The following is a 19,582-nucleotide window of genomic DNA, read 5'->3' on the forward strand; positions in this document are numbered from 1 at the left end:
AAGAGCTGACGGCGATCACGGGTTGTCTGTTCAGACTTCCGGATTGGACTCGGCACCGCCGAACATGTTGCGGTAGAGCACGCCGTAGGCAATGGCCAGGGTGGGGATTGCCCAGATCAGACCGATCAGCAGTGCCAGGAAGCCGGCCACGTACAACAGCAGCATCACAATCAGGAAACCGAATACCGGGAACCAATGTTTGGTAACGGCTTTACGGGAGGTTTCCAGTGCCTGCCAGGGGCCCATGTTCTTGTCCACGATCAGCGGAATCGACATGCAGTAACCCACCATCAGGTAAATACCTGGCAGCACCAGCAGGATGAAGCCCAGGGTAACCAGCAGATAAGTCAGGATCATGCACACTGCCAGCGGCAGGATTTTGTCGAAGTGCGCAAACACCTCGGTGCCGGAAACCTGTTCGTCGCGGGCGATCTTGACCCCGATCATCATCATGCCGGCACCCAGCGGTGCGCTGGCAGCCACAATAATCAGGTTGGAGAGGATGGCACCGACGCCTTGGTTGGCATCGGGGTCGGTGATGGACTGGCCGGTAATCATGGTGGCGACCACCGAAATACCGATATAAGCCACCAGGTACAGCAGGACGCCCAGCCATACGGTGCCCTTGTTACCCTTGGTGCGCGCCCAGGCTTCGCTGATAGTGTCGCCGACGTTAACCTGGTAGTCCCCCGCCAGTGCCTTGGGAATGGAACCCATGTTGGCACTGCTGACTTCATCCGCCGCCAGCTCAGCCTGGGGCGCGTTATAAATATCACTCATGGTCGAAATTCCTTGCTCGAACGTTTTTTGTCTTTTTTTACTGGCGGTGGGTCGCGGTGACGTCACCAGCCGAAGTTCCTGTACCCGCTTGGCAGGACGCGGGCATCAGTAACAGGGTCTGCAACGATAACACAGGTATTAGCCCCTTTGGCGCCATATCCCCGGTGGTGTAAGCGCCTGTAATTGGGGGCCTTGCGAGGATACTATTGCGCTCCATGGTGACCGCTACTTGAACAACAACTGTCCGGCGGCTATTTCGCGACTATTTCGTGGCTATCCTGCGCCAGGCCCGGGATCTGTTGGTCGACCACAGCCGGGTAGCGATCAGGAATGAACGAGGTATAGAAATGGGAAAATGGTTGGCTCGCGGCAGCTTGCTGGTGATATTGCTGGGGGTTGTTTACGCGGCGTTGCCCTGGTATTCCGCCCGGCAACTGATTGCGGCAGCACAGAGTGAAGATGTAGCCACACTGGAACGCTATGTGGACTTTCCCACGCTGCGCAGCAATATTCTGCAGGACCTGCGCGAGGAAATGCGCGGGTCCATGGGGGCGAACCTGCCGCCGGAACTGGACGGGCTCTTCACAGCGGGTTCCGATTTGATTCTCAAGCCGCTGGTGGAAAGGCTGGTCAGCCCGCAAGGTATCTCCGACCTGATTCAGGGGCGGCGTGACTGGCGGCAACTGGAACGCAATCTGGAGTCGGCGTTGGGTGGCAGGGCGCAAACTCCGCGTGAGCAACCGCATTCGGGTTCACCGGCGCCGAGCGGCAAGCAGCCTGCGGATAGTGCGCAAAGTCCGGAGTCAGCCGAGCGCAATGAACGCAACCGGCGCTGGCAGCTGCAAAGCTGGGCCTTTAGCAGTGTGAATACGGTGGAAGTCACCTGTGGTTCCGAGGCGGAGCGCAGGCGCGTGCAATTACAGTTGCGTCGCGACGGACTGCGCTGGCGGCTGGTGGATATCAGCCTGATCAATGAACAATCCGGGGGAGAATAAATATGGCCATGGCACTGGAAATGCACGAATCAGTCAATGTATTCGGCGATCCGCTGATACCCTGCAGCACCGACCCGTTGACCGGATTCTTCCGTGACGGTTGCTGCAACACCAACGATCAGGACCTGGGCTCTCACACGGTGTGTGTGGAGGTCACGAAGGATTTTTTGACCTTTTCCCGGGAGCGCGGCAATGACCTCAGTACCCCGGTGGAAGAATTCGGTTTCCCCGGCTTGAACCCGGGAGACCGCTGGTGTCTGTGCGCGGCGCGTTGGCTTGAGGCCGAGAAAGCCGATATGGCACCGCGCGTTTATTTACAGCGCACACATATGAAAGCTCTGGAAATCGTGCCCCTGGAAATTCTGCGTCGCTATGCGGCGGACCTGAATTAAACCGGTGAAATCGAACAGCGAATTTGAATGGGGATTTTAACCGGGGTTTTGAAAGGAGAGACCAGCCCGGGGTGGCCGGACTGAACGGGATAAAAGACCCGAAACGATGTACAAAATAAAAAAGCTCTGTAGCAAGCGATCCCGGCTTACTCAGAGCCAGCCTTGCGGCTAATACCAACTCACAGGATGAGAAAATGTTGGTGAGCGCGGTGTCCTTTCCAAACCGGTCAAACAATAAATATCTGAAACCGGTGTGCTCAGGAGTTAGGATGCGCTCACTCCGCCGCTCAGGCAATAGCCCTTTCGAATCATCTTGGAAAAAGGGTGATGCAGTTCGCGACCAAATTTACCGCGGTGGTTCTGTAGTGGCTACTAGTAGCTAATATCAGATCAATCCTTCACTGATACATTTGGACATCAGCTGTCCGGTGGTCTTGCAGTCGGCTTTCTGCAAAATATTTTTCCGGTGATTTTTTACCGTGTTGGTCGATATGTTCAGCGCGTCCGCGATGACAGCGCTGGTCTTACCTTCTGCCAGCAGCGTGATTACATCCATTTCCCGTGCGGTAAACGGCGGCGGCGACGCCATGATGCTCTGCTTGTCCGCAAACACATCAATATTTAAAAAGCTTTCTCCACCCAGCATGTTTAACAGCGATAACTTGTAATTACTTTTTTTTGTGAGGTGGGTGATGTCGGTGTGGATACCCAGAACCCGGGCCACGCCAAATTCGTCGTCGGTATCCAGAATCAGTGCCTGGTGATTGAATAGCCGGTAGCTACCATCGGCCACACGAAGACGCCCGCTATAGGAAATCTTGTAATTTTTGGCCCGATCCATACCGATCTGGTTTCTGAGGATGTAAAGCGCGGTTTCTTCGGCACTGGAAGCGAACGGCAGGTCGTCCGGGTGCCCTCTTTCGATGATCGACTGAATAGTGGTGGCCTGGGGATCAAGGCCGAGAATGGTTTCTACCGAGGGGCTAACCAGCATTGGCTCGCCGAGCCTGAAAAAGTCCAGGACGTAGTAGTAACAGGCACCGGAACTGAATACAGAGGCAATAAACTGATCCAGCTTTTGCCGCTGCTGCGCGACTTCCCGGGAGGCAAAAAAACTTGGAACATTACACCAGGCGCGGTGAATCAGACTCTGTTCCGGTTGCAGATCCATCGTTTCCATGGTGACTGCCCGCTTCGTTTTATTGTTGGTCTGCCTGTGACTTTGGCAAAGCTGCCTTCTGCGTCAAAAATGTTGATGCGTAGCACAGATTTGAGGTGACATTTATAGCAAAAAAGGGCTATTTGGCACAGATAACTTTAAATTCGGTACGCAGTATTTGTAGACGACTCGAAGATTGTGAGTCATAAAAAGGTATTTTTGTCAGTTGGTTCACTAATGGCAGTCGGTCATGCAGAAGAAGGTGCAATCAGTCATGCCGAAATCACGGGCTTTTCACAATAAACCGTCCAGCATGCCGCTGCTCAACAGCTGGCTCATATTCTGGCAGTCGCTCTTTTTTAAGATCCGCTTGCGATGATTCTTGATGGTGTATTCCGAGAGCGTCAGGCGACGACCGATTTCCGCACTGGTCAGTCCCTTGGCGATCAGGCGAATCACCGAAATTTCCCGCTCGCTGAATTTGGGGTTGTTGGACTGTGCCGATGAATGCGGGCCTTCCACATCAATATTGAGATAGGAGGGATGGCCATTCATTCCGATCAGCGACAACTGGTAATTATTTTCGCTGACCAGGTGTGAAATATCCGTATGTATATTTAGCGCCTTGCTGATAGCGCCCTGGTTGTCGGTAGAGAGAACGACGGCTTGATGGCTGAACAGGCGGTACTGTCCGCTTTTGACGCGAAAGCGAAAACAGTAGGAGATCTTGTAGTCCTTAACCTTGTCGATGCCAATTTCATCCTGAAACATCCGGATTGCGGCTTCCTCCGCGCGGGCGACAAACGGCATGTCATCCGGGTGCACCTGGTTGAGGATATCCTGGAAGGTGACGGTCTCCGGATCCAGGTCATGGATTTCCGCAACCTTGGGGCTGATGTGTACCAGACTCAAGTCATAAAGGTCGAATATATAGTGATAACCCGGGCCATTGCGGAACATGGCTCCCATCAACTCGTCCGCCCGGAACTCTGAGGGCTCTGCCTTTGCGTTGGCAAAGGTTTCTTTGCGCTGATCCCAGACATCGGTCAACAAGTTGGTTTGCGGTTTGTTGTCGAGAATTTCCCTGGTCACCAGTACAGATCCCTTGATATCGCCCCAAGCACCCTGATGCGACTGGATTAACCGACGTGTCGCCTGAGGTGTGCGTATTTTGTGATCGTCGTCACTTTATTTGTGAGACTTTTGTACCAGAACTGCGGGAGGATACGCAAACGGAATCTGTTAAGCGCGAAGAAATTGCTCTAACTGCTAGAGGAAAGACAGGAAAGTCCGGGGCTGTTGGATCCCCGGCGGGCTCGGCAGGAGTACTACCTCTAGCGCTACCGGGTGTCGGTGTTGACTAGCAGGCGTCAGCGGGCGCTGACGCCTTGGGGGAACGCGAGAGACGCTACTCTCTCACGAGGGCAGGAAGTCGATGGAATAATTCAGGGTCGATTTCTCCACATTGGCCGCACCGAAGTTGATCAGGCGGATCCGCGCCAGCAGCTTGCGCTCCAGGTCCTCGTCGCCAAGCTCACTGCTCACCAGGCTAATACCGGAGATGGTGCCGTTGGCCTCGATCACCAGTTTTACCGTTACCTTGCCGGCCAGGGTAGGATCCCGGCGCAGGGCGCGGTTGTAGATGGCAAAAATGGCGCCCTTGTTGGCCTCCATAATCTGGCGAATGGACTCTTCACCACGAGTGCCCCGCTCGCGGCGCGCCTCTTTGCCGCTGGATTTTGCCGCGGCTGTGGCCTCGGCCACTTGCACCTTAGTCGTCTCGCGACCGGACAGGGCGGAACCGCCGGTATTGCGGCTCAGCTGCCCAGTGTTGATACCGCCGCTGGAGGCCTTGGATTTGTCACTGATCAGCGAGCGATCGATCTTCTGTGCGGTCGCGGCGCCGCTGGCCAGGCTGTTGGCATTGGCTACCTCGGATACATCGAGGCTATCGCGCATATCCATCAGCTCGTCCTGCAGCTGCATCAGGCCGCTGTTGGCGGCCTTCTCCCGCGCCTTGGCCACTTCCGCGGCGGGTGCCTTTTCCGTCAGGGGTTTGGGCTTGACGGTTTTTATCGGCTCCGGCTTTGGTTTTTCGATTGGCTTGGGCTTTTCCTGTTTGACCTCTTTGGGTTTTTCTTTTTTCTTTTCAACCGGTTTTGGCTTGGGTTTTTCTACCGGCTTTGGCAATTCTTTTTTCTCCAGAATCACCCGTGCCAGTTGCGGCGGTAACTGCTCTTTTTGTTCCCGGGTAAGCTCCGCTGCCGGAATAAACGTAAACAGGGCCCCAACCACTACAAAGGCGGCGAAACCCACCTTGAGAAATTTGTTAAAGCGCTGGTCCTCTTCTTCCGTCGAGGCCCAGGGCAGTATGGAGTTGTAATAGTGCCAGGGCATCAGTGCCGGTCTGCCGGCGGTGGCTGCATGACTCATCGTATACGGCCTCCGTTCAGCTGCCGGCCGCAGGTGCGGCGGGATCCTGGGCTGCGGTTTGGGTTACCGCGAGGTCGATATCCCGGTAGTCCGCCGCAGCGCAGGTGTTCATGATCTGCTTCAGCAGTGCGTAGGGCACTTCTTCATCCCCCAGAATAGTGATGGGGCGGCCGACCGCTTGCTTGTCTTCCGGCAAGGGCTCCGCGCGGCTGGCGAGGTATTTCAACTCGTCCAGCAGCGGTTTGATCTGTTCGTGGCTCTGGGGGATTTCGCCCACCCTGGCGACCACGCGGTTACCCACCATCAACTGGTCACCGTTCACTCGTACCACCGTAGTGGTTTCTGGCTTTTGTGTGGAAGTGGATTCCGGCAGGGTGATGGTTTTGTCTGCCTGTAATACTTCTACGTCCGAGGAGTTCACCAGCAGGAAGAACACCAGAATGGTGAAAATATCCATCAGTGAAACCAGGTTGAGCTTGGTCTGCTTGTGCCTGCGCTGCTTGCGTCCTTTCAGCTTGCCGCCGATCGTCGCTTTCATATGCCGTTGCCTGCTCGCTGTTCTTGTTGCGCCTGCCCACCCTGAAGCGGGGCATCGCCGAGGGAAATCTGCGGGAACAATTCCGCATCCACCACCGAGGCCGCCACTACCGTGCGGAAGGAGCGCGCGGTATCCATGGCGCTCACCAGGGTGCGGTAAGGGGTGCCCGGCTCAGAGAGAATAACCAGGTCTTTTTTGTCGATATCTTTTTCCCGTAGGCTGCGCTTCACTTCCTGCAATACATCCGACACCAGCTTGAAATCCGGCTTGCCGTCCCGGTGCTGAATTCGTTTCACGCGAATCCCCGCCGGATAGTTGATGTCGATGTGGCTGGCGCGCAGCACCAATTCCAGTTGCCGGTTTTCTTTTTCTTCCTGGGTACTGGCGTCACTCAATCCGGGCAGATTCAGGTTCAGCACGGAGATATGGGAAAACACCATATTCAGAAGTAGTACCGGCACCAGTACGGTCATCAGGCTCATAAATGAGGTGATGTCCAGATCCGGATCGGTTTCCAGCCTGCGTCGGATAGCCATGGCTCTCTCTTGTTCGGTTTCTTAACGATTGCGGTGTCGCGTTGAAGACGCGCGGTCCACGCTCAGGCCGGGGTGCCGGCTTTGGTCGCGGGGCGAGCGGTCGCATCCGCTTTCTGACCGCGGGTCAGGGTAATCAGGTTAAGAAACTTCACGCCGGCCATTTCCAGGCTGTCGATGATTTCATTGGTTTTGTTCTGCAACATGGAGTAAGCCAGCAGCAGCGGGATCGCGGAAATCAGGCCGAATGCGGTGGTGTTCATGGCCACGGAAATACTGGAAGACAGCATGCTGGCTTTTTCTGATGGATCCGCATTGGCCACGGCGGTAAACGCGGCGATCAGGCCGATGATGGTACCGAGCAGGCCCAGCAGGGTGGCGATGTTGGCGAGGGTGGCCAGGTAGTTGGTGCGCTTTTCCAGGCGTGGCACGGCTTCGAGAATGCTTTCTTCGATGGCCATTGCGATATTTTCATCCTTGCGCGCGTGCTGCGCGGTGGAAATGCCGGCAGCCACCAGTTGGCCCATGGGGGCCTTTTCGTTCTGGGAAAATTTGAGGGCGGCAGCAAAGTTGCGTTGCTGCATCATTGGCAGTATCTGGCCATAGGCGCGACGGTTGGCGATTTTGGCCCGCGACAGGAATACCCAGCGCTCCACCACCAGCACTATGCCAATAACGAGCACCAGGGCAATGGGATACATAAAGGCGCCGCCGTTCTGGAAGAATCGCAGCAGTGTGTTGATGAATTCCATGGTCAAATCTCCGGGACTTAAAGATTTTATGATTTTAAAATTTGATGATTCGTGATTTATTCGTGAATGGTTTCTTATTCACTTTTTTCGGGCTGCAAAAGCTTTATTTCCCTCTGCAATTCCGAGTATTCCTGATGCTGGAAGCTGTGGTTGATGGCATTGGGTAAGGTGCTTTCAATTTTCTCGAGGCTGTTGGCCTGTTTCCAGGGAATGATGTACAGCACCTTGGGTTGTTCCTGGCTGCCGATGATGGTGGATTCCAGGGTGATCACTTCACCGCCTTCCTCCTGGGCACTGGCAAAAAAGGACAGCGGGAGCAGTAACACTGCTAACCATTGTTTCATCAGTTACAGCCTCCGCTCCAGATCCACAATCCAGCCCGCAAGTACCCGGTCTTCTTCGGTTTCCAATGCCTTGGCTTCGCGGTAGTGCTGCAAAGCGCGATCCGGTTGGTGCAGGTACAGGTCAAACAGAATACCCAGGTTGCGGTGGCCTGTTGCAAAGTCTGGCCAGCGCGCCAAGGCACTTTCATACGCAGTGCGCGCCTCGTCAAATCGACCCTGGTCACGCAGTAAAACGCCGAGTGAGTTCCAGGCAAACACATTATTTTCATTGGCGGCGACTGCCTGCTTGAGGCTTGCCTCCGCCTGTTCCGGTTGTTTCAGCTTCAGTTGCACCTTGGCCAGGTTCAACCAGGCACCGGAAAGTGCCGGCCATTGTGCCACAAGCTGTTGCAGTTCGGTCTCCGCCGCGCTGAATTGCTGGGCTTCGAAATACTGTCGTGCGCGCAACAGCGCCTGTTGCGCGGCATCCGGCACGCTCGCTTTTTCCGCTAAATAGGGGTTTGGGGAAACGATCCGTTGGCCGCTTTCATCCACAACCGCTGCGGGTATGTCGGATACCTGCGGGGTTTCCGGATTGCTGGAACAGGCGGCGAGCAATACCGAGAGTGCCGCGACCAGTCCGAGGTGTTTGAGGTTTTTCATATCAGTATGCAGCATCGCTCCACTCCACAGTGGATTCCGGTTTGCGGTAGCGCGCTGGCAGCAGGCTTTCCAGGGAGGAGAAGCTGTTCTTCACCCAGTCGTCATAGACACCGTCGGCGGTGCGTTTGACATTGGCTTCGTGCAGCTCGATGGCTTTTTCCTCAAACGGGTAGGCCTGTTCTTCCAGCAGGATTTCGTACTGTTCCAGTTCCAGTGGGCTGAGCCCGTTGGGGCGCTGGGAGTCCATCAGTGCACGGCTCAGCTGGCGGTAGACTTCCGCGAGGCGGAAGTTGGCTGCGGTAGTGAATTCGGCAATCCCGAAAGCCAGTATTTTTTTGTGGTCGGCCACGGTGGCTTCCATCGCCTGTTTTTTGTTTTTCAGGCTTTGCTTCAGTGGCAGGGTCAGCGCCAGGCGCTGGAAGCGGGCGTAACTCTGTCCGGCCAGCTCGGTCTGGGCAAAGGCGGCCAGATAGCGGCCGCGGGGCTCGGAAACCTTGTTGCCCGCGAGGCTTTGCAGCCACAGGTTGCGCTCGCGCTGGTTCCCGGCGCTTTCATACAGGGACACCAGTTTGCGCTGGGCTTCCAGGTTCTGTACCGCGGGTGCCTGCCACTGGCGCGCATACTGGCGATAGGCCTCGATGGCTTTTGCCGGGTTGTTGGATTGCTCGAACTGCTCTGCGGCCAGGTACAGGGAGTCGCGGCGCACCGCCGGGTCGCTATCGCTATTGGCCAGTGCCATCAATTCTTCTGCCGCCGCCCCAGGCATTTCCAGGCCCTGGTATATGGCGACCGCCTTGGCGGCGAGGGACGGAGTGAGTTTGTGGTCGGGGTAATACTGGCGGAAATCCGCCAGCTCGGTGCGCGCCTGCGGCCAGCGCTGCAAGCGCACCAACTGGGTGATGGCATCGTACTGGGCGGTGGCTGCGATACTGGAGCGACCGCTCTCGCGCACCCGCAGCAGCAGCGCTATGGCGTCTTCCGTGGGCGCGACAAATTCCATGTCGCTGGTGGTCAGGTGCACCTGCCGCAGTATGATTTCGGCCTGTTTGTAGATGGACGACTGCAGGCGGTCGCGGGTATTGAGATATTCCGGGTCGGTGGACGCCATACCTGCGAGCAGCTGGGTATAGGCATTTTCCGCCGCGGAGAAATTGTCGATTTCGAAGTAACTGTGCCCCAGCAGCATCATGATGGTGCGGCGCTGTTTGGCATCGGGGGGCGGCTGCCAGGCCGCCGCCTTTTCGGTAGCGGCAATGGTTTCGGCGTGGCGGTACTGTTCAAACAGGTTGTGTGCAGCATCCAGCTGAACCGCCAGCGCGCGGCGGTCCATGGGCCAGCTGTCGGCGAAACGCAGGCTGGTTTCGGTTTTGCGATCCAACCACAGGGTGGCCTGTTCCGGGTTCTTCTCCTGCTGGTGCATTTTCCCGGCCATCAGGATGGCCGCGTATCCCGCCTCAGTGGCCTGGGCACTGGCTGCGCCGGTTACGGGCAGATCCCAGGCGACACGGGTATAAGCGTCAAAGGCGCGGGCGTAGTGCCCAGCCTCGTTGAAACACTCTGCCATCAGGAAGGTAAGCTGAGGTGTTTTTTCGTCGTCGGGGAAGGTCTGGGTAAATTCGCCGTACAGGGCGGCCGCGGTGAGGAAAGCGGCCCGGGATTCCTGCTGGGCTTTGGCAATCACCTTGACGTCGTTGCGCGAGCGGTTTTTTCGCCCGCTGCGCTCGGTAGCCGCTTCTTTCGCCAGCGCCTGGCCGCGGGCGTGATCGAAGCGCGCCAGTTCTTCCAGCCAGGGTTTGAGTTGCGTGCGCAAGCTGTCGCGCAGACTGTCGTCGGCATTCTGCCAGTAAAGGCTGCGAATACCGTAGCGTGTGACAAAATCTCTCTTTGCCGGCAGCACTTCGCTGGGGAAGTTGCCCTGCTGCAGGATCTCCACCGCGCGCACGTGCATGGCCGGGGCCTGGCCGTGTTGTGGATTGCGCTCGACATAGGTCAGGAACGTCTGGGCGCCGTCACGATAACGTTCACTTTCTGCGTACCAGTCCCCCAGTGCACGATACAACTGGTGCTGGTAGCTGCGGCCGGTGGATGCGCCGGTAGGCGACTGGGGATTGAAAGACTCGATGACCTCGGCACCGCCGAGATAGTTGAAGCCCAGTGCCAGCACGCGCAGGGTATCGTCCGCCAGCCGGCGCTCACCTTTTTCCAGTTGATCGAGGGCACGCTTTTCTGGCTGCTGTTCTGCCAGCAGCTCATCCATCAGCACCAGGAAGGTGTCACTGGCCTCGCGGTAGCGCGCGTCCTTGAAGCGGCTCCAGCCCAGCATGTAACGGGCATTCTGTGCAAAGGGAGTGTCACCCTCAGCGAGTACCGCGGCGAAATCGCGCTCTGCCGCGCGGTATTTTTTCTGCCCAAACGCTGCCTCGCCGCGGCGGAACAGGGCCTCGGCAATAAAGGGCGATTCCGGCGCGGTGTCGACAATGTTTTCCAGTGCCGCCAGAGAACCGCTGCTATTGCCATCGAGGGCGCGTGCGCGGGCCAACCGGTAAGCGAGATAATCGTCGTCGGCCGAGGTCTGCAGCAGCGCCTCATAGTGGCGCACCGCTTCGGTGTAGGCCACGGCCATTTCCGGGTTGTCTTCCTGCAGCTGCTCGGTGCGCTCCATTTCCAGATCCGCGAGACGCAGCTGAATCTGGCGGCGGGTTTTCGGGTCGCTGTTGGCGGCGAGGGCGCGTTCATAGCTTGCGATCAGCGCCGGCAATTCGACCGCTGGCATCTGCACGTCTGGCTCCACCGGCGGCAGGCTGGCGGCAGGCAGGTCGGCGAGGGTGGTGCCCGGGTCGAACTGACTGGCGCAACCGCTGATCAGGGCGCCGGTGCAAATGGCCAGGGCCAGTAATCTTTTGCGTGCGCTTACAAGTTGCGGTGGCTGGCGACGGGAAAAAACGGGCTTCACAACTCCGCCTCTGTGTCATTGGTCGGGCTTGCCGGCTGTTCGAGCGTACCGGGACCTGTTTGCGGGTTTTCTACCAGCTTCTTCTCTACTGACATCTCGTCTGTCGGCACTGCATCTGCAGGAACCTGATCTGCAGGTGCAGGTGCAGGTGCGGGAGAAGGGGATGGTGCCTTGTAGAGTCCCTGCATGCTGGCATCCTGCATCCGCGCAATTGCCAGGCGGGTGTGGGCCATATACTGCTGCACGCGCTGTTTGGCACTGGTGAGTGCCTCGATCAGGTCGCGGCGGATCTGGCCTTCAATCAATCTGGTTGCGCGATCAACGGCACGCTGTTGTTCCGCAAGGCGCAGGCCCGCGTCATCCACGCTACCGGTAAGCAGATTCAGCTGCGGTGCCTTCGCAGAAATTCTTGCCACCTTGCGTTGTCGCCGCGCGGCTTCTGTGAGTTCCTGTTCCAGCGCCGTGACGGCTTTGCGCTGCTGCCACAGGTTTGCATGGTACTGATCCGCCGACTGCCACTGCAGAATGCCGCGGGCACGCGCCAGGGTCTGCTGTTGGTACTTGCTGGTTTTGCCGGCGGCGCTGAGCCGCTGGTAGCGGGCCTCGGCTGCGCGCAGCATTTCCAGATATTCCGCGGTTTCACCACCGACGCTGGCGAGCATGGCAAGGCCGTCTTCATCGGCCTCGATACGCCGCAGGGACTGCTGCAATTTTGCCAGCTGCTGCTCGGCAATCTGTACTTGCTGGTCGTACTGCGCGCTGTCGTGTTGCTGAATAATGCCAACGCGGCGCTGTTCGCGCTCGTCGATCAGGTTGTGAAATTCCGGCAGCCGCTGTTGCCAGCGGGTCAGCACCCGGGTGAGTTGCTGCAGGTCGCGCAGCTCCGACAGCTGTAATTGCAGGCGGTCGCTTTGCATCATCTGCAACAGGTAGCGCTGGTTGTCGCGGATCAGTGTCGGCGTCTCCGCATCTTCCAGCCAGCCGTAGCGCTGCAGATTCAGGGTGCTGTGGTCTTGCGGCGGGGGAAACGGCAGCTCTGCGGAGGCCTGCTGCAGGGCATCGAGATCCTGCAATGCCTGCTGATATTGCTGTTCGGCGTGCTGGTAGGACTGCAGCGCCAGCTTCGGGCGCTTCAGTTCTTCGTAGCTGTAGGGCAGTGCCAGTAGCGCTTCCTGTACCTGGGGCGAGAGGGGGTTCTGCTGGATCAGGTACCCCAGGGCATCAACGGCCTGCTGATGCGAACCACTGTTGACCGATGCCCAGCCGAGACCGAGCAGGGCGTCGGCGGACCAGGGCGTATCGAGGCGGACGCTGCGAAACTCCGCCGCCGCCGCCGGGTAGTCATTGTTCAATGCGAGTGCGTAACCGGCGCCAATGCGGGCCTTGTCGCGCAGAATGTGCAGCTCGTCGTCAGCGTCGGGATTCTGTTCCACCAGCGCGGCGGCGCGGCGGTATTCCTCGGCCGCTGTGGGCAGCTGTTGTTGTCTCGCATAGGCCGCTGCCAGGTTGCTGTGGCCAAGCACCTGTTCCGCCAGCGGCAAATCTGACATCGCCAGCAGCTGTTGCGCCTGCTCGAGATCACCACTGCGGATGGCGAGGTTCAGGGTGAGGCTGGACTGGTGAATAGCGCCCGACTTCTGCAGCTGTAGCGCTGCGGTGTCCCAGTTCTGATGGCGATAGTTGAGTGTTGCCAGTTTCAGCCAGGCGATTTCCCGAAAGCGCGCAATACGCTGCTGGTTGTCTTCGTCGGCCGCTTTCTGCAGTTGCTGTTCAAACAGTTCGGCAGCCTGGCGCTCGAGACCGAAGGCGAGGCTGATGCCGCCGCGAATCAAGTCGGCATTGTCGGCGTGATGGGCAATGCCGCCACGGAGATCAGACACCATCAGGGTGCTCAGGGCATCAAAGGTATTGCCCTGAAAATAGTGATACAGCGCGGCGCCATAACGCATGTCCTGGGCCTGCTGGAATTTTTGACCCGGTTGCATCTGTTGCGATGCCTGGTCCTGTTGCCTGGCCTGTGCCAGTGACTGTGCATTGTCGCTGGCCCACAGAGAGGTGCTGGCACAAAACGTGGCCAGGGCAATGGGCAGGGTAATGGACAGGGCGAGGGCGCTTGGCTTCAACACGGCAGCAATCTGCATGGTGGCCGGCCGTTCAGGGCGCTGGCCACTGCACCACTTCAAACTCCGGCTGCTGTTTGCCACTGGAGTCGGAAATGCGCAGCTCGATTACCGCGGGTTCGTCGGTTTTTTTCAGTGTGAGTGCCGCAGCACGCTTGAATGCGCGCTGCTCTGGACCGGTACCGGTGAACAAAGCGGTAATCGTATGCTCACCGGATTTGAGGTTGCCCTTGAACAGCGGCTGGATGCCGCCGCGGACCAAGGCCTTTTTCTGGTGCTCGGTGTAGAGGTGTGTTTCTACCAGTTTGTTGTCGATGTGCAGCTTCACGGTGTCCAGGTCGAAAAAATGACCCACATCCATGGAGACATAGACGGCTACCTGGCTCTGGGCCGGAAACAGCAGGTCTTCTTCCAGTACCAGCAGATCGCGGTTCAGTTTGAGAACGTCCTGCTTCAGGTCTTCCAGATCCTTACCGGGAAAGTCATCGCTCTGCGCTGACACAGTTGCGGCCGCTGAAACGGCGGCCAGGGCCAGCAGGGGGCGGAATGATTTCAAAAGGCGGCGCAGGGAAAGCATGGAAAAGCCTGAATGTTAATAGTTTTAAAGTACAAAATATGCCCCGTGATTATGTCAGGGCTCCGCGTTTCCGGTGTGATCCAGTTGGCAATTAGGGTTGCAGCCCACTACTGAAAAACATCCGGTGGTTGGCGTCAATGACGATGGCTTCAAAGCCGCGCATCTCTTCAATCAATGCCAGTCCTTTTTTCTTGCCGAGTACGAAGACACTGGTGGACAGGGGATCGGTATCGAAGCCCTGTGGACCTATGACGCTGACACTGATCAGCTTGTCTTCGTCAGATGGTTCACCGCTGGCATCGGTATCCGCGGGCTTGCCGGTGGCCGGGTTGAAAATGTGGTGTACCCGGTGTGCGTCGTCATCGATAAAAAAGCGCTCGTAATCCCCGGAGGTGGAAATGGCGGTGTTTTCCAGCGGTATCACCGCTGCATTTTTACTTTTGTCCCGCGGGTGGCGAATGCCGATCAGCCAGGGCTTACCGCGTTTGTCACCCAGCAGACGGGCGTCGCCACCGGCGCTGACGCTGGCATTTTCAATCCCGTAGTGTTGCAGAATGGCGACAGCGCGATCCACCGAGTAACCTTTGGCGATACCGCCGAGGTCTATTTTGGTGCGTTTGTCGCTGACTTCGAGAATGCGGTATTGCCGATCCAGTTTCAGGTGCCGGTAATCGATCGCGGGCAGCAGGGAGTCTGTAGTTTGCTGGTCTGCCTTTTCGCCTTTGCGGAAGTCGTACAGGCTGCCGAGGGTGGCATAGGTGATGTCAAAGGCACCGCCGGTTTTTTCACTGTAAAACAGCGATTTCTGGATGATGTCCTGCATTTCCTGGGAAATGGCCACCCTTTTTTCACCCTCGGAGACAATGCGATTGAGCTCCGACAGCTCGCTGGTTTTTTTGTAGGGGGAAAAGTGATTGTCGATGCGGCGAAATTCATCCATAACGGCGCGATTGATTTCCGCCGCCTTATCCGCGTCTTCCATCCAGAACTGCAGGTGCACCTCGGTGCCCATAATGGCCTGCTTGTCGTAGTGCCAGTGGTCGGAGCCGGTTTCCTGTTCCGGTTCCGCCTGTGCCAGGCCTGCGCTAAGCAGGCCGAGGAGAGACAGTACAAAAGGAAAAAAAGGGCGAGCGAGGTACATCGTTAGATCTTTTATTGCTGCGCTTGTTGCTGGAGCGGTGGTTACTGGATCGGAGCAAACGCCGTGAGGCTGTCCATAAGGCTTGCATTACCCAATCCATGGTTGGGGAACAGGCTGGCAAAATTCCCCTGCTCACCGTGCAGCGCCATGTAATTCAGTACCACCGTCTGTACCAACTGGTTGACGTTGTTGGCCGCCGGACTGCCTGCGGTTTCCACATCACCGGATGCGCGCATGTAACCCAGTTGCTGGTGGCGGGCCTGCTGGTCCGCAGTGCCACCCAGCAGTGCCGGACGACCCGCGGGATTGTAAACCAGGAAGTAGGAGGCGGCGGTCTGCTGGTTGTCGCCGGTCCAGACGCCCTTGCCGCGACCATTGATGGAATCATCCACCATGCCGTTGCTGAAGACGGAGCCGTCGCTGAACACGTACACCATCAGCGGTTGGCCCACTTTGGCGGCGTACTCCAGACAGGCGCCAATACAGCGGCCCGCGCGCAGATCGCGCAGCTCGCCGGTGGCGCGGTCGCCAGTGTGGTAGTCATAGCCACCCATGGTGATGGTGCCGGCACCGGCGTAACCGTTGACCACCAGTTTCATGGTGGAGGCGGCTTTCTGAAACTCGCGGTCGTTGAGAAATTCTTCGGTGGAGAAAATACCGGAGGCCCCGACAATGTCCGGATCCAGCGCCGGATCCAGCGCGCTGGGGTTGCCGAAACGGTCGGCAAGGTCCGCGCTTTTCATATAGCCGCACTTCACCAGGTCTTTGATCACCGCGTCGTTGCTGACCCGGGTGTTGACCTTGCCGAGCTTGGCGCTGGAGATGCGGTACATGGATTCCATTACCGCAACGGTATCCTCCTGGCTCAGCAGTCCCACCAGGTCACCCACGTCGACCAGGCCGGTTACATCGGACGGACGATCGATTTTGGTGGGGCGCACTTCCGGGTTGATCAGATCCATGGGGGCCATGGAGTTGCCGCCGGATTCGCTGGTCTGGGAGCCAATCAGTGCCAACAGTGAGCCGTTGGCGCCGGCGCGGTTGATACCGTACATGGGGTTGTGCGGATTGTTGCCGGTGTCGTTTTCCGAGCGCGCGGGAATCACCGCACCGTTGATGGAGGCGGCGGTACCGGCGGCGACTTTTTCCAAGATACCGCGCAGCATCTGGCTGTCGCTGTGGAAGGCGAGACCAAGGTCGGTGTTGACGAAGGAATTACCGGCGGCATCGGTCAGTGACGGCAGCATGTCCCCGGGCAGTCCCTGTTTGTTGTAGCCAGCGGTGCTGAGAAAGTCGAGCTGTCCGCCCTGCTTACCGACGAGCACATTGGAGCCGGCAATGTTGGCGCCCCCCGCCAGGTCGAAGCAGATAAACGGAATTTTTCCAGCACCGTTTTTACTCACGCCACAGAGTGCGCGCATGGCTTCCAGGTCCGATGACAATTCGGCCCGGGCCAACTGGGGGTTGGCAAACAGGCTGAAGACAGAGCCACCGAGAACGGTGGCCATACCGGCGCGGAAACCCTGGCCGAGGAAGTCCCGTCGGCTCACCGGGCGGTGGTGGTCCGGGTGGCGCAGCGGCTGATCCAGTTCGAAATGTTTTTTCTTGCTCATGTTCTATTTCCCCGGTGCGGTAGCGCCGGTTATCAGTGAATCAGAATCATCGCGCTGCCCATGGCAGCCGCACAGGTGGCTTTCACGGTGGTCGCGGTGCGGGCGGCGTCGCAAGCAGTGCCGCTACTGCAGGTCGTCATGATGTTGATCAATTCATCCAGTTCCGCACGCACCGCGCTCTCATCCGGCGCCGTGGCCAGTTGTGCGGTGTGGCCGCCAACTGCCGCAGGCCAGGCAATCGGACGCCCGAGCAGTTTTTCCAGCAGCGGATCGATGATCTGCGCGCGTTTGGCGTCAGTGTCAAACGCACTGCTGGCTGCGGCGGAGAAATCAAAGCCGGGGAAGTAGCTGGCACGGGCGCTGGTGTCGTCCACCAGGGTGCTGCAGTACTTCACCGCCAGCTGGGTAATACCCATCTGCTGTGCGGCGAGGAAGCCGCGCACGTCCGCTTCGACAGGCAGTTGCTGTTTCACCTTTTCCCAGGTCTCGACAACGGCGCTATTGGCACTGGAGATGCCGGTGGCCGCAGACAGCGCTGCGTGAATCTGTTCAAAACGGCGGATGCCGATGCGCGGTTGCGGGGCGAGGTCTGCCGGCGTAGCCGGTGCCGCGGGGGTGGCTTCGATGCGCACAAATTCCTCGTTACCCAGGCGTTCAAAGGTCAGGAAGAACTCGTCGGAAGTGGGACCTTTTTCCAGCGTGATGATGGTGCCGAGTGGGGAAAGTTTCTGGCCGCTGGCCGGGTCGTAATCGGTGGCCGTCACGGTGGTATCGAGATTTGCCCAAGCCTGGCCGACCACGGCCTCGCGGCCGTTAATGCCGATACGCATGCCCTGGATCACTACACCGTCGGGAGTTACGCCGTCTTCCAGGGTGATGAACTTGGGTTCGCTGAACAGGTAACCGTGGTTGTCGTACTGCTGCACTTCGAACATGACGTAACCCTGGGGTACGTCGGTCTGCTCTTCCACCTTGAACAGCAGCATGTATTTCTCGCCGACGCCGGCTTCAAAGTTGGTGAGGATATCGTCCTGGTTCAGGGCGCGGGAGTGGATCGCCAGCAGGCGGATAGAGCCCTGCCAGGCAAAATCGTTGGAGGCCTCGGAGCCCAGCACCAGCGCAAAGGTATCGTCCCAGGTGGAGAGCAGGCCTGGGGCAACCGGATCCGCGTCGCCGGTGAATTCGCCGTTGACGTAGAGGCGGCGGCCGTTGATCGGATCGAAGGTGGCGACCACATGCTGCAGGGTGGCCTGGGCCCGCTCGGCCATGTCCTCGGTGATTAGCGCGGGCATACCATTGGCGTCGGTACTGGCATCGTTGCGGTTCTGGAAGGTGTAGTTGTACATCGCCTGGCCAAGGGTGAAGTTGCGGATGTCGTTGCCACCGGAGTAGCTCACGATCCGCGCCGGACCTTCCTGCACCACATTGGCCGGGGCTACCCAGGCCTCGATGGTGTATTCGCCGGTGCCGCTCAGGGTATCGAACAGACGTTTGCTGGTGGCGGTGGCGCCCTGGGCCTTGCCGCCGTTCAGCTGAATGCCCCAGGAACCGAGCCACTCCACATCGCCAGACAGATTGAGATTGATCGCCGGGTTAACCCCGGAGGTGTCGTAAGCCACGGTGCCGCTGCCGGATTTGAACTCGTAAAGCGCGATGGCATTGTTCTCGATACGGCCGCCACCACTGGCGACGATGCCATCGGTGAGGTAGAGCGCTTTACTGATCACCCAGTTGGGGTCCACTTCGGTGACCGCGATACCGTCGACGAAATTCTTGATGGCCGCGGCCATGGTATCGGCGTTCTCGCTGCAGTTGCTCCAGCAATTGTGGAAGTCGGTACCGAGGCGGACCACGAGCCGGGATTTTTCCGGGCTGTCCAGGTCCATGCGCGCCTTGGAGGCCTCGTAGGCCTGGTCGACGTCGGCGCTGGCAATATACGGCTGCTGTGCGGTACCGGCATCCTCGCTGTGACAACCGGAGCAGTACTCTTCCAGCAATGGGTAGACGGTCGTTGCAAAGTTCGCACTGGACGCGGGGAAGCTTTTGCTCGCACCGACTTCGCGCTCGGTCGGCGCGGTCAGGGTAATGCTGCTGGCCACAGAGCCGGCAGCGGACGCCCACTCCTCAATGTAATTGGTGATGATTTCCGCACAGGCATCGGGGCTGGCGAGCCAGCAGTTGTGGCCGCTGGCCACCTTGGTGACCAGGCGGGAATCTTCCGGGCTGCCGAGGTTGACCAGTTCGCGACCTTCGCCGTGGGCCAGGTTGACATCGTCGCCGCGTACAAAGCGCGGGCTCTGGTTACCCTCGATATGGCAGCTGCCGCAGCGGTTTTCCGCTGCCAGGTTGTCCCAGATATAGCGTTTGTAATTCTGCACATCTTCGCTTTCCGGTGCCGGGCCGGAATAGCTGGTGTCGCCGCTGTCGGGATTGGTATTGGGCAACTCTTCCGTGGCCTGGCCGCTGCCGCCGGAGCAGGCGACCAGCAGCGCTGATGCAAACACGCAGGAGAGTAGCGCAGTGCGGCGCAGCACGGACTTACGCAGTTGCGGGCGCGCAAACAGGGTGCTGAAGCTGAGCTGGAATTGTGCGGTATCGTTGTGCATTTTC

The 19,582-nt window shown here is 58.4% G+C and carries 17 protein-coding genes; 2 read left to right on the forward strand and 15 right to left on the reverse strand.

From position 1 onward, the window contains the following. Positions 1–30 precede the first annotated feature (30 nt). Positions 31–780, reverse strand: coding sequence for a hypothetical protein (locus GRX76_RS03690; RefSeq protein ID WP_160152076.1), 750 nt, complete (start codon positions 778–780; stop codon positions 31–33). Positions 781–1,127: 347 nt separating this feature from the next. Between GRX76_RS03690 and GRX76_RS03695 the strand changes: the two genes are divergently transcribed. Continuing rightward, positions 1,128–1,775 (forward strand): DUF2939 domain-containing protein, encoded by a 648-nt coding sequence (locus tag GRX76_RS03695; RefSeq protein WP_160152077.1) that lies wholly within the window; start codon positions 1,128–1,130, stop codon positions 1,773–1,775. A gap of 2 nt (positions 1,776–1,777) precedes the next feature. Continuing rightward, on the forward strand, positions 1,778–2,167 hold the full coding sequence (locus GRX76_RS03700) for a DUF2237 family protein (RefSeq protein WP_201276898.1): 390 nt from the start codon (positions 1,778–1,780) through the stop codon (positions 2,165–2,167). Between the two features lie 385 nt (positions 2,168–2,552). Here the strand turns inward: GRX76_RS03700 and GRX76_RS03705 are convergent, their stop codons facing one another. The 14 genes from GRX76_RS03705 to GRX76_RS03770 form a co-directional block, all read right to left on the reverse strand. Beyond that, a complete protein-coding gene (locus GRX76_RS03705) occupies positions 2,553–3,347 on the reverse strand; it encodes a LuxR C-terminal-related transcriptional regulator (protein ID WP_160152078.1) in 795 nt (264 codons plus the stop codon). A 273-nt stretch (positions 3,348–3,620) separates the two neighbouring features. Beyond that, a complete protein-coding gene (locus GRX76_RS03710; protein WP_160152079.1) occupies positions 3,621–4,418 on the reverse strand; it encodes a LuxR C-terminal-related transcriptional regulator in 798 nt (265 codons plus the stop codon). Positions 4,419–4,742: 324 nt separating this feature from the next. Next, positions 4,743–5,759, reverse strand: coding sequence for an AgmX/PglI C-terminal domain-containing protein (locus GRX76_RS03715; RefSeq protein ID WP_160152080.1), 1,017 nt, complete (start codon positions 5,757–5,759; stop codon positions 4,743–4,745). Between the two features lie 16 nt (positions 5,760–5,775). Continuing rightward, positions 5,776–6,297 (reverse strand): biopolymer transporter ExbD, encoded by a 522-nt coding sequence (locus GRX76_RS03720; RefSeq protein WP_160152081.1) that lies wholly within the window; start codon positions 6,295–6,297, stop codon positions 5,776–5,778. Next, positions 6,294–6,833: a biopolymer transporter ExbD gene (locus GRX76_RS03725; protein ID WP_160152082.1), complete on the reverse strand. Its 540-nt coding sequence runs from the start codon at positions 6,831–6,833 to the stop codon at positions 6,294–6,296. The genes GRX76_RS03720 and GRX76_RS03725 overlap by 4 nt, the downstream gene beginning before the upstream one ends. 62 nt (positions 6,834–6,895) lie before the next feature. Further along, a complete protein-coding gene (locus tag GRX76_RS03730) occupies positions 6,896–7,582 on the reverse strand; it encodes a MotA/TolQ/ExbB proton channel family protein (RefSeq protein WP_160152083.1) in 687 nt (228 codons plus the stop codon). A gap of 74 nt (positions 7,583–7,656) precedes the next feature. Then, the gene (locus GRX76_RS03735; RefSeq protein WP_160152084.1) at positions 7,657–7,926 is read right to left on the reverse strand and encodes a hypothetical protein; all 270 of its coding nucleotides are present in this window, start codon (positions 7,924–7,926) and stop codon (positions 7,657–7,659) included. Positions 7,927–7,929: 3 nt separating this feature from the next. Further along, positions 7,930–8,583 (reverse strand): tetratricopeptide repeat protein, encoded by a 654-nt coding sequence (locus GRX76_RS03740; RefSeq protein ID WP_160152085.1) that lies wholly within the window; start codon positions 8,581–8,583, stop codon positions 7,930–7,932. Next, positions 8,570–11,521 (reverse strand): tetratricopeptide repeat protein, encoded by a 2,952-nt coding sequence (locus GRX76_RS03745; protein ID WP_160152086.1) that lies wholly within the window; start codon positions 11,519–11,521, stop codon positions 8,570–8,572. The genes GRX76_RS03740 and GRX76_RS03745 overlap by 14 nt, the downstream gene beginning before the upstream one ends. Then, positions 11,518–13,704, reverse strand: a complete 2,187-nt coding sequence (locus GRX76_RS03750; protein WP_236250536.1) for a hypothetical protein — start codon at positions 13,702–13,704, stop codon at positions 11,518–11,520. Before GRX76_RS03750 ends, GRX76_RS03745 begins: the two co-directional genes overlap by 4 nt. Further along, the gene (locus GRX76_RS03755; RefSeq protein WP_236250537.1) at positions 13,676–14,143 is read right to left on the reverse strand and encodes an AraC family transcriptional regulator; all 468 of its coding nucleotides are present in this window, start codon (positions 14,141–14,143) and stop codon (positions 13,676–13,678) included. The genes GRX76_RS03750 and GRX76_RS03755 overlap by 29 nt, the downstream gene beginning before the upstream one ends. 166 nt (positions 14,144–14,309) lie before the next feature. Beyond that, a complete protein-coding gene (locus GRX76_RS03760) occupies positions 14,310–15,359 on the reverse strand; it encodes an FAD:protein FMN transferase (protein WP_160152088.1) in 1,050 nt (349 codons plus the stop codon). A 41-nt stretch (positions 15,360–15,400) separates the two neighbouring features. Beyond that, positions 15,401–16,972, reverse strand: coding sequence for a general secretion pathway protein GspF (locus GRX76_RS03765; RefSeq protein WP_160152089.1), 1,572 nt, complete (start codon positions 16,970–16,972; stop codon positions 15,401–15,403). 32 nt (positions 16,973–17,004) lie between these two features. Next, positions 17,005–19,578, reverse strand: coding sequence for a LamG domain-containing protein (locus GRX76_RS03770; RefSeq protein WP_160152090.1), 2,574 nt, complete (start codon positions 19,576–19,578; stop codon positions 17,005–17,007). Positions 19,579–19,582 lie beyond the last annotated feature (4 nt).

Origin of the sequence: Microbulbifer sp. ALW1 (assembly GCF_009903625.1) — a bacterium.
Taxonomy (GTDB): Bacteria; Pseudomonadota; Gammaproteobacteria; order Pseudomonadales; family Cellvibrionaceae; genus Microbulbifer.

Excerpts from the sequence above, each read along its gene's own strand:
- GRX76_RS03690 (WP_160152076.1), bottom strand. The coding sequence starts at position 780 with ATGAGTGATATTTATAACGCGCCCCAGGCTGAGCTGGCGGCGGATGAA.
- GRX76_RS03695 (WP_160152077.1), top strand. The coding sequence starts at position 1,128 with ATGGGAAAATGGTTGGCTCGCGGCAGCTTGCTGGTGATATTGCTGGGG.
- GRX76_RS03700 (WP_201276898.1), top strand. The coding sequence starts at position 1,778 with ATGGCCATGGCACTGGAAATGCACGAATCAGTCAATGTATTCGGCGAT.
- GRX76_RS03705 (WP_160152078.1), bottom strand. The coding sequence starts at position 3,347 with ATGGAAACGATGGATCTGCAACCGGAACAGAGTCTGATTCACCGCGCC.
- GRX76_RS03715 (WP_160152080.1), bottom strand. The coding sequence starts at position 5,759 with ATGAGTCATGCAGCCACCGCCGGCAGACCGGCACTGATGCCCTGGCAC.
- GRX76_RS03720 (WP_160152081.1), bottom strand. The coding sequence starts at position 6,297 with ATGAAAGCGACGATCGGCGGCAAGCTGAAAGGACGCAAGCAGCGCAGG.
- GRX76_RS03725 (WP_160152082.1), bottom strand. The coding sequence starts at position 6,833 with ATGGCTATCCGACGCAGGCTGGAAACCGATCCGGATCTGGACATCACC.
- GRX76_RS03730 (WP_160152083.1), bottom strand. The coding sequence starts at position 7,582 with ATGGAATTCATCAACACACTGCTGCGATTCTTCCAGAACGGCGGCGCC.
- GRX76_RS03735 (WP_160152084.1), bottom strand. The coding sequence starts at position 7,926 with ATGAAACAATGGTTAGCAGTGTTACTGCTCCCGCTGTCCTTTTTTGCC.
- GRX76_RS03740 (WP_160152085.1), bottom strand. The coding sequence starts at position 8,583 with ATGCTGCATACTGATATGAAAAACCTCAAACACCTCGGACTGGTCGCG.
- GRX76_RS03760 (WP_160152088.1), bottom strand. The coding sequence starts at position 15,359 with ATGTACCTCGCTCGCCCTTTTTTTCCTTTTGTACTGTCTCTCCTCGGC.
- GRX76_RS03765 (WP_160152089.1), bottom strand. The coding sequence starts at position 16,972 with ATGAGCAAGAAAAAACATTTCGAACTGGATCAGCCGCTGCGCCACCCG.
- GRX76_RS03770 (WP_160152090.1), bottom strand. The coding sequence starts at position 19,578 with ATGCACAACGATACCGCACAATTCCAGCTCAGCTTCAGCACCCTGTTT.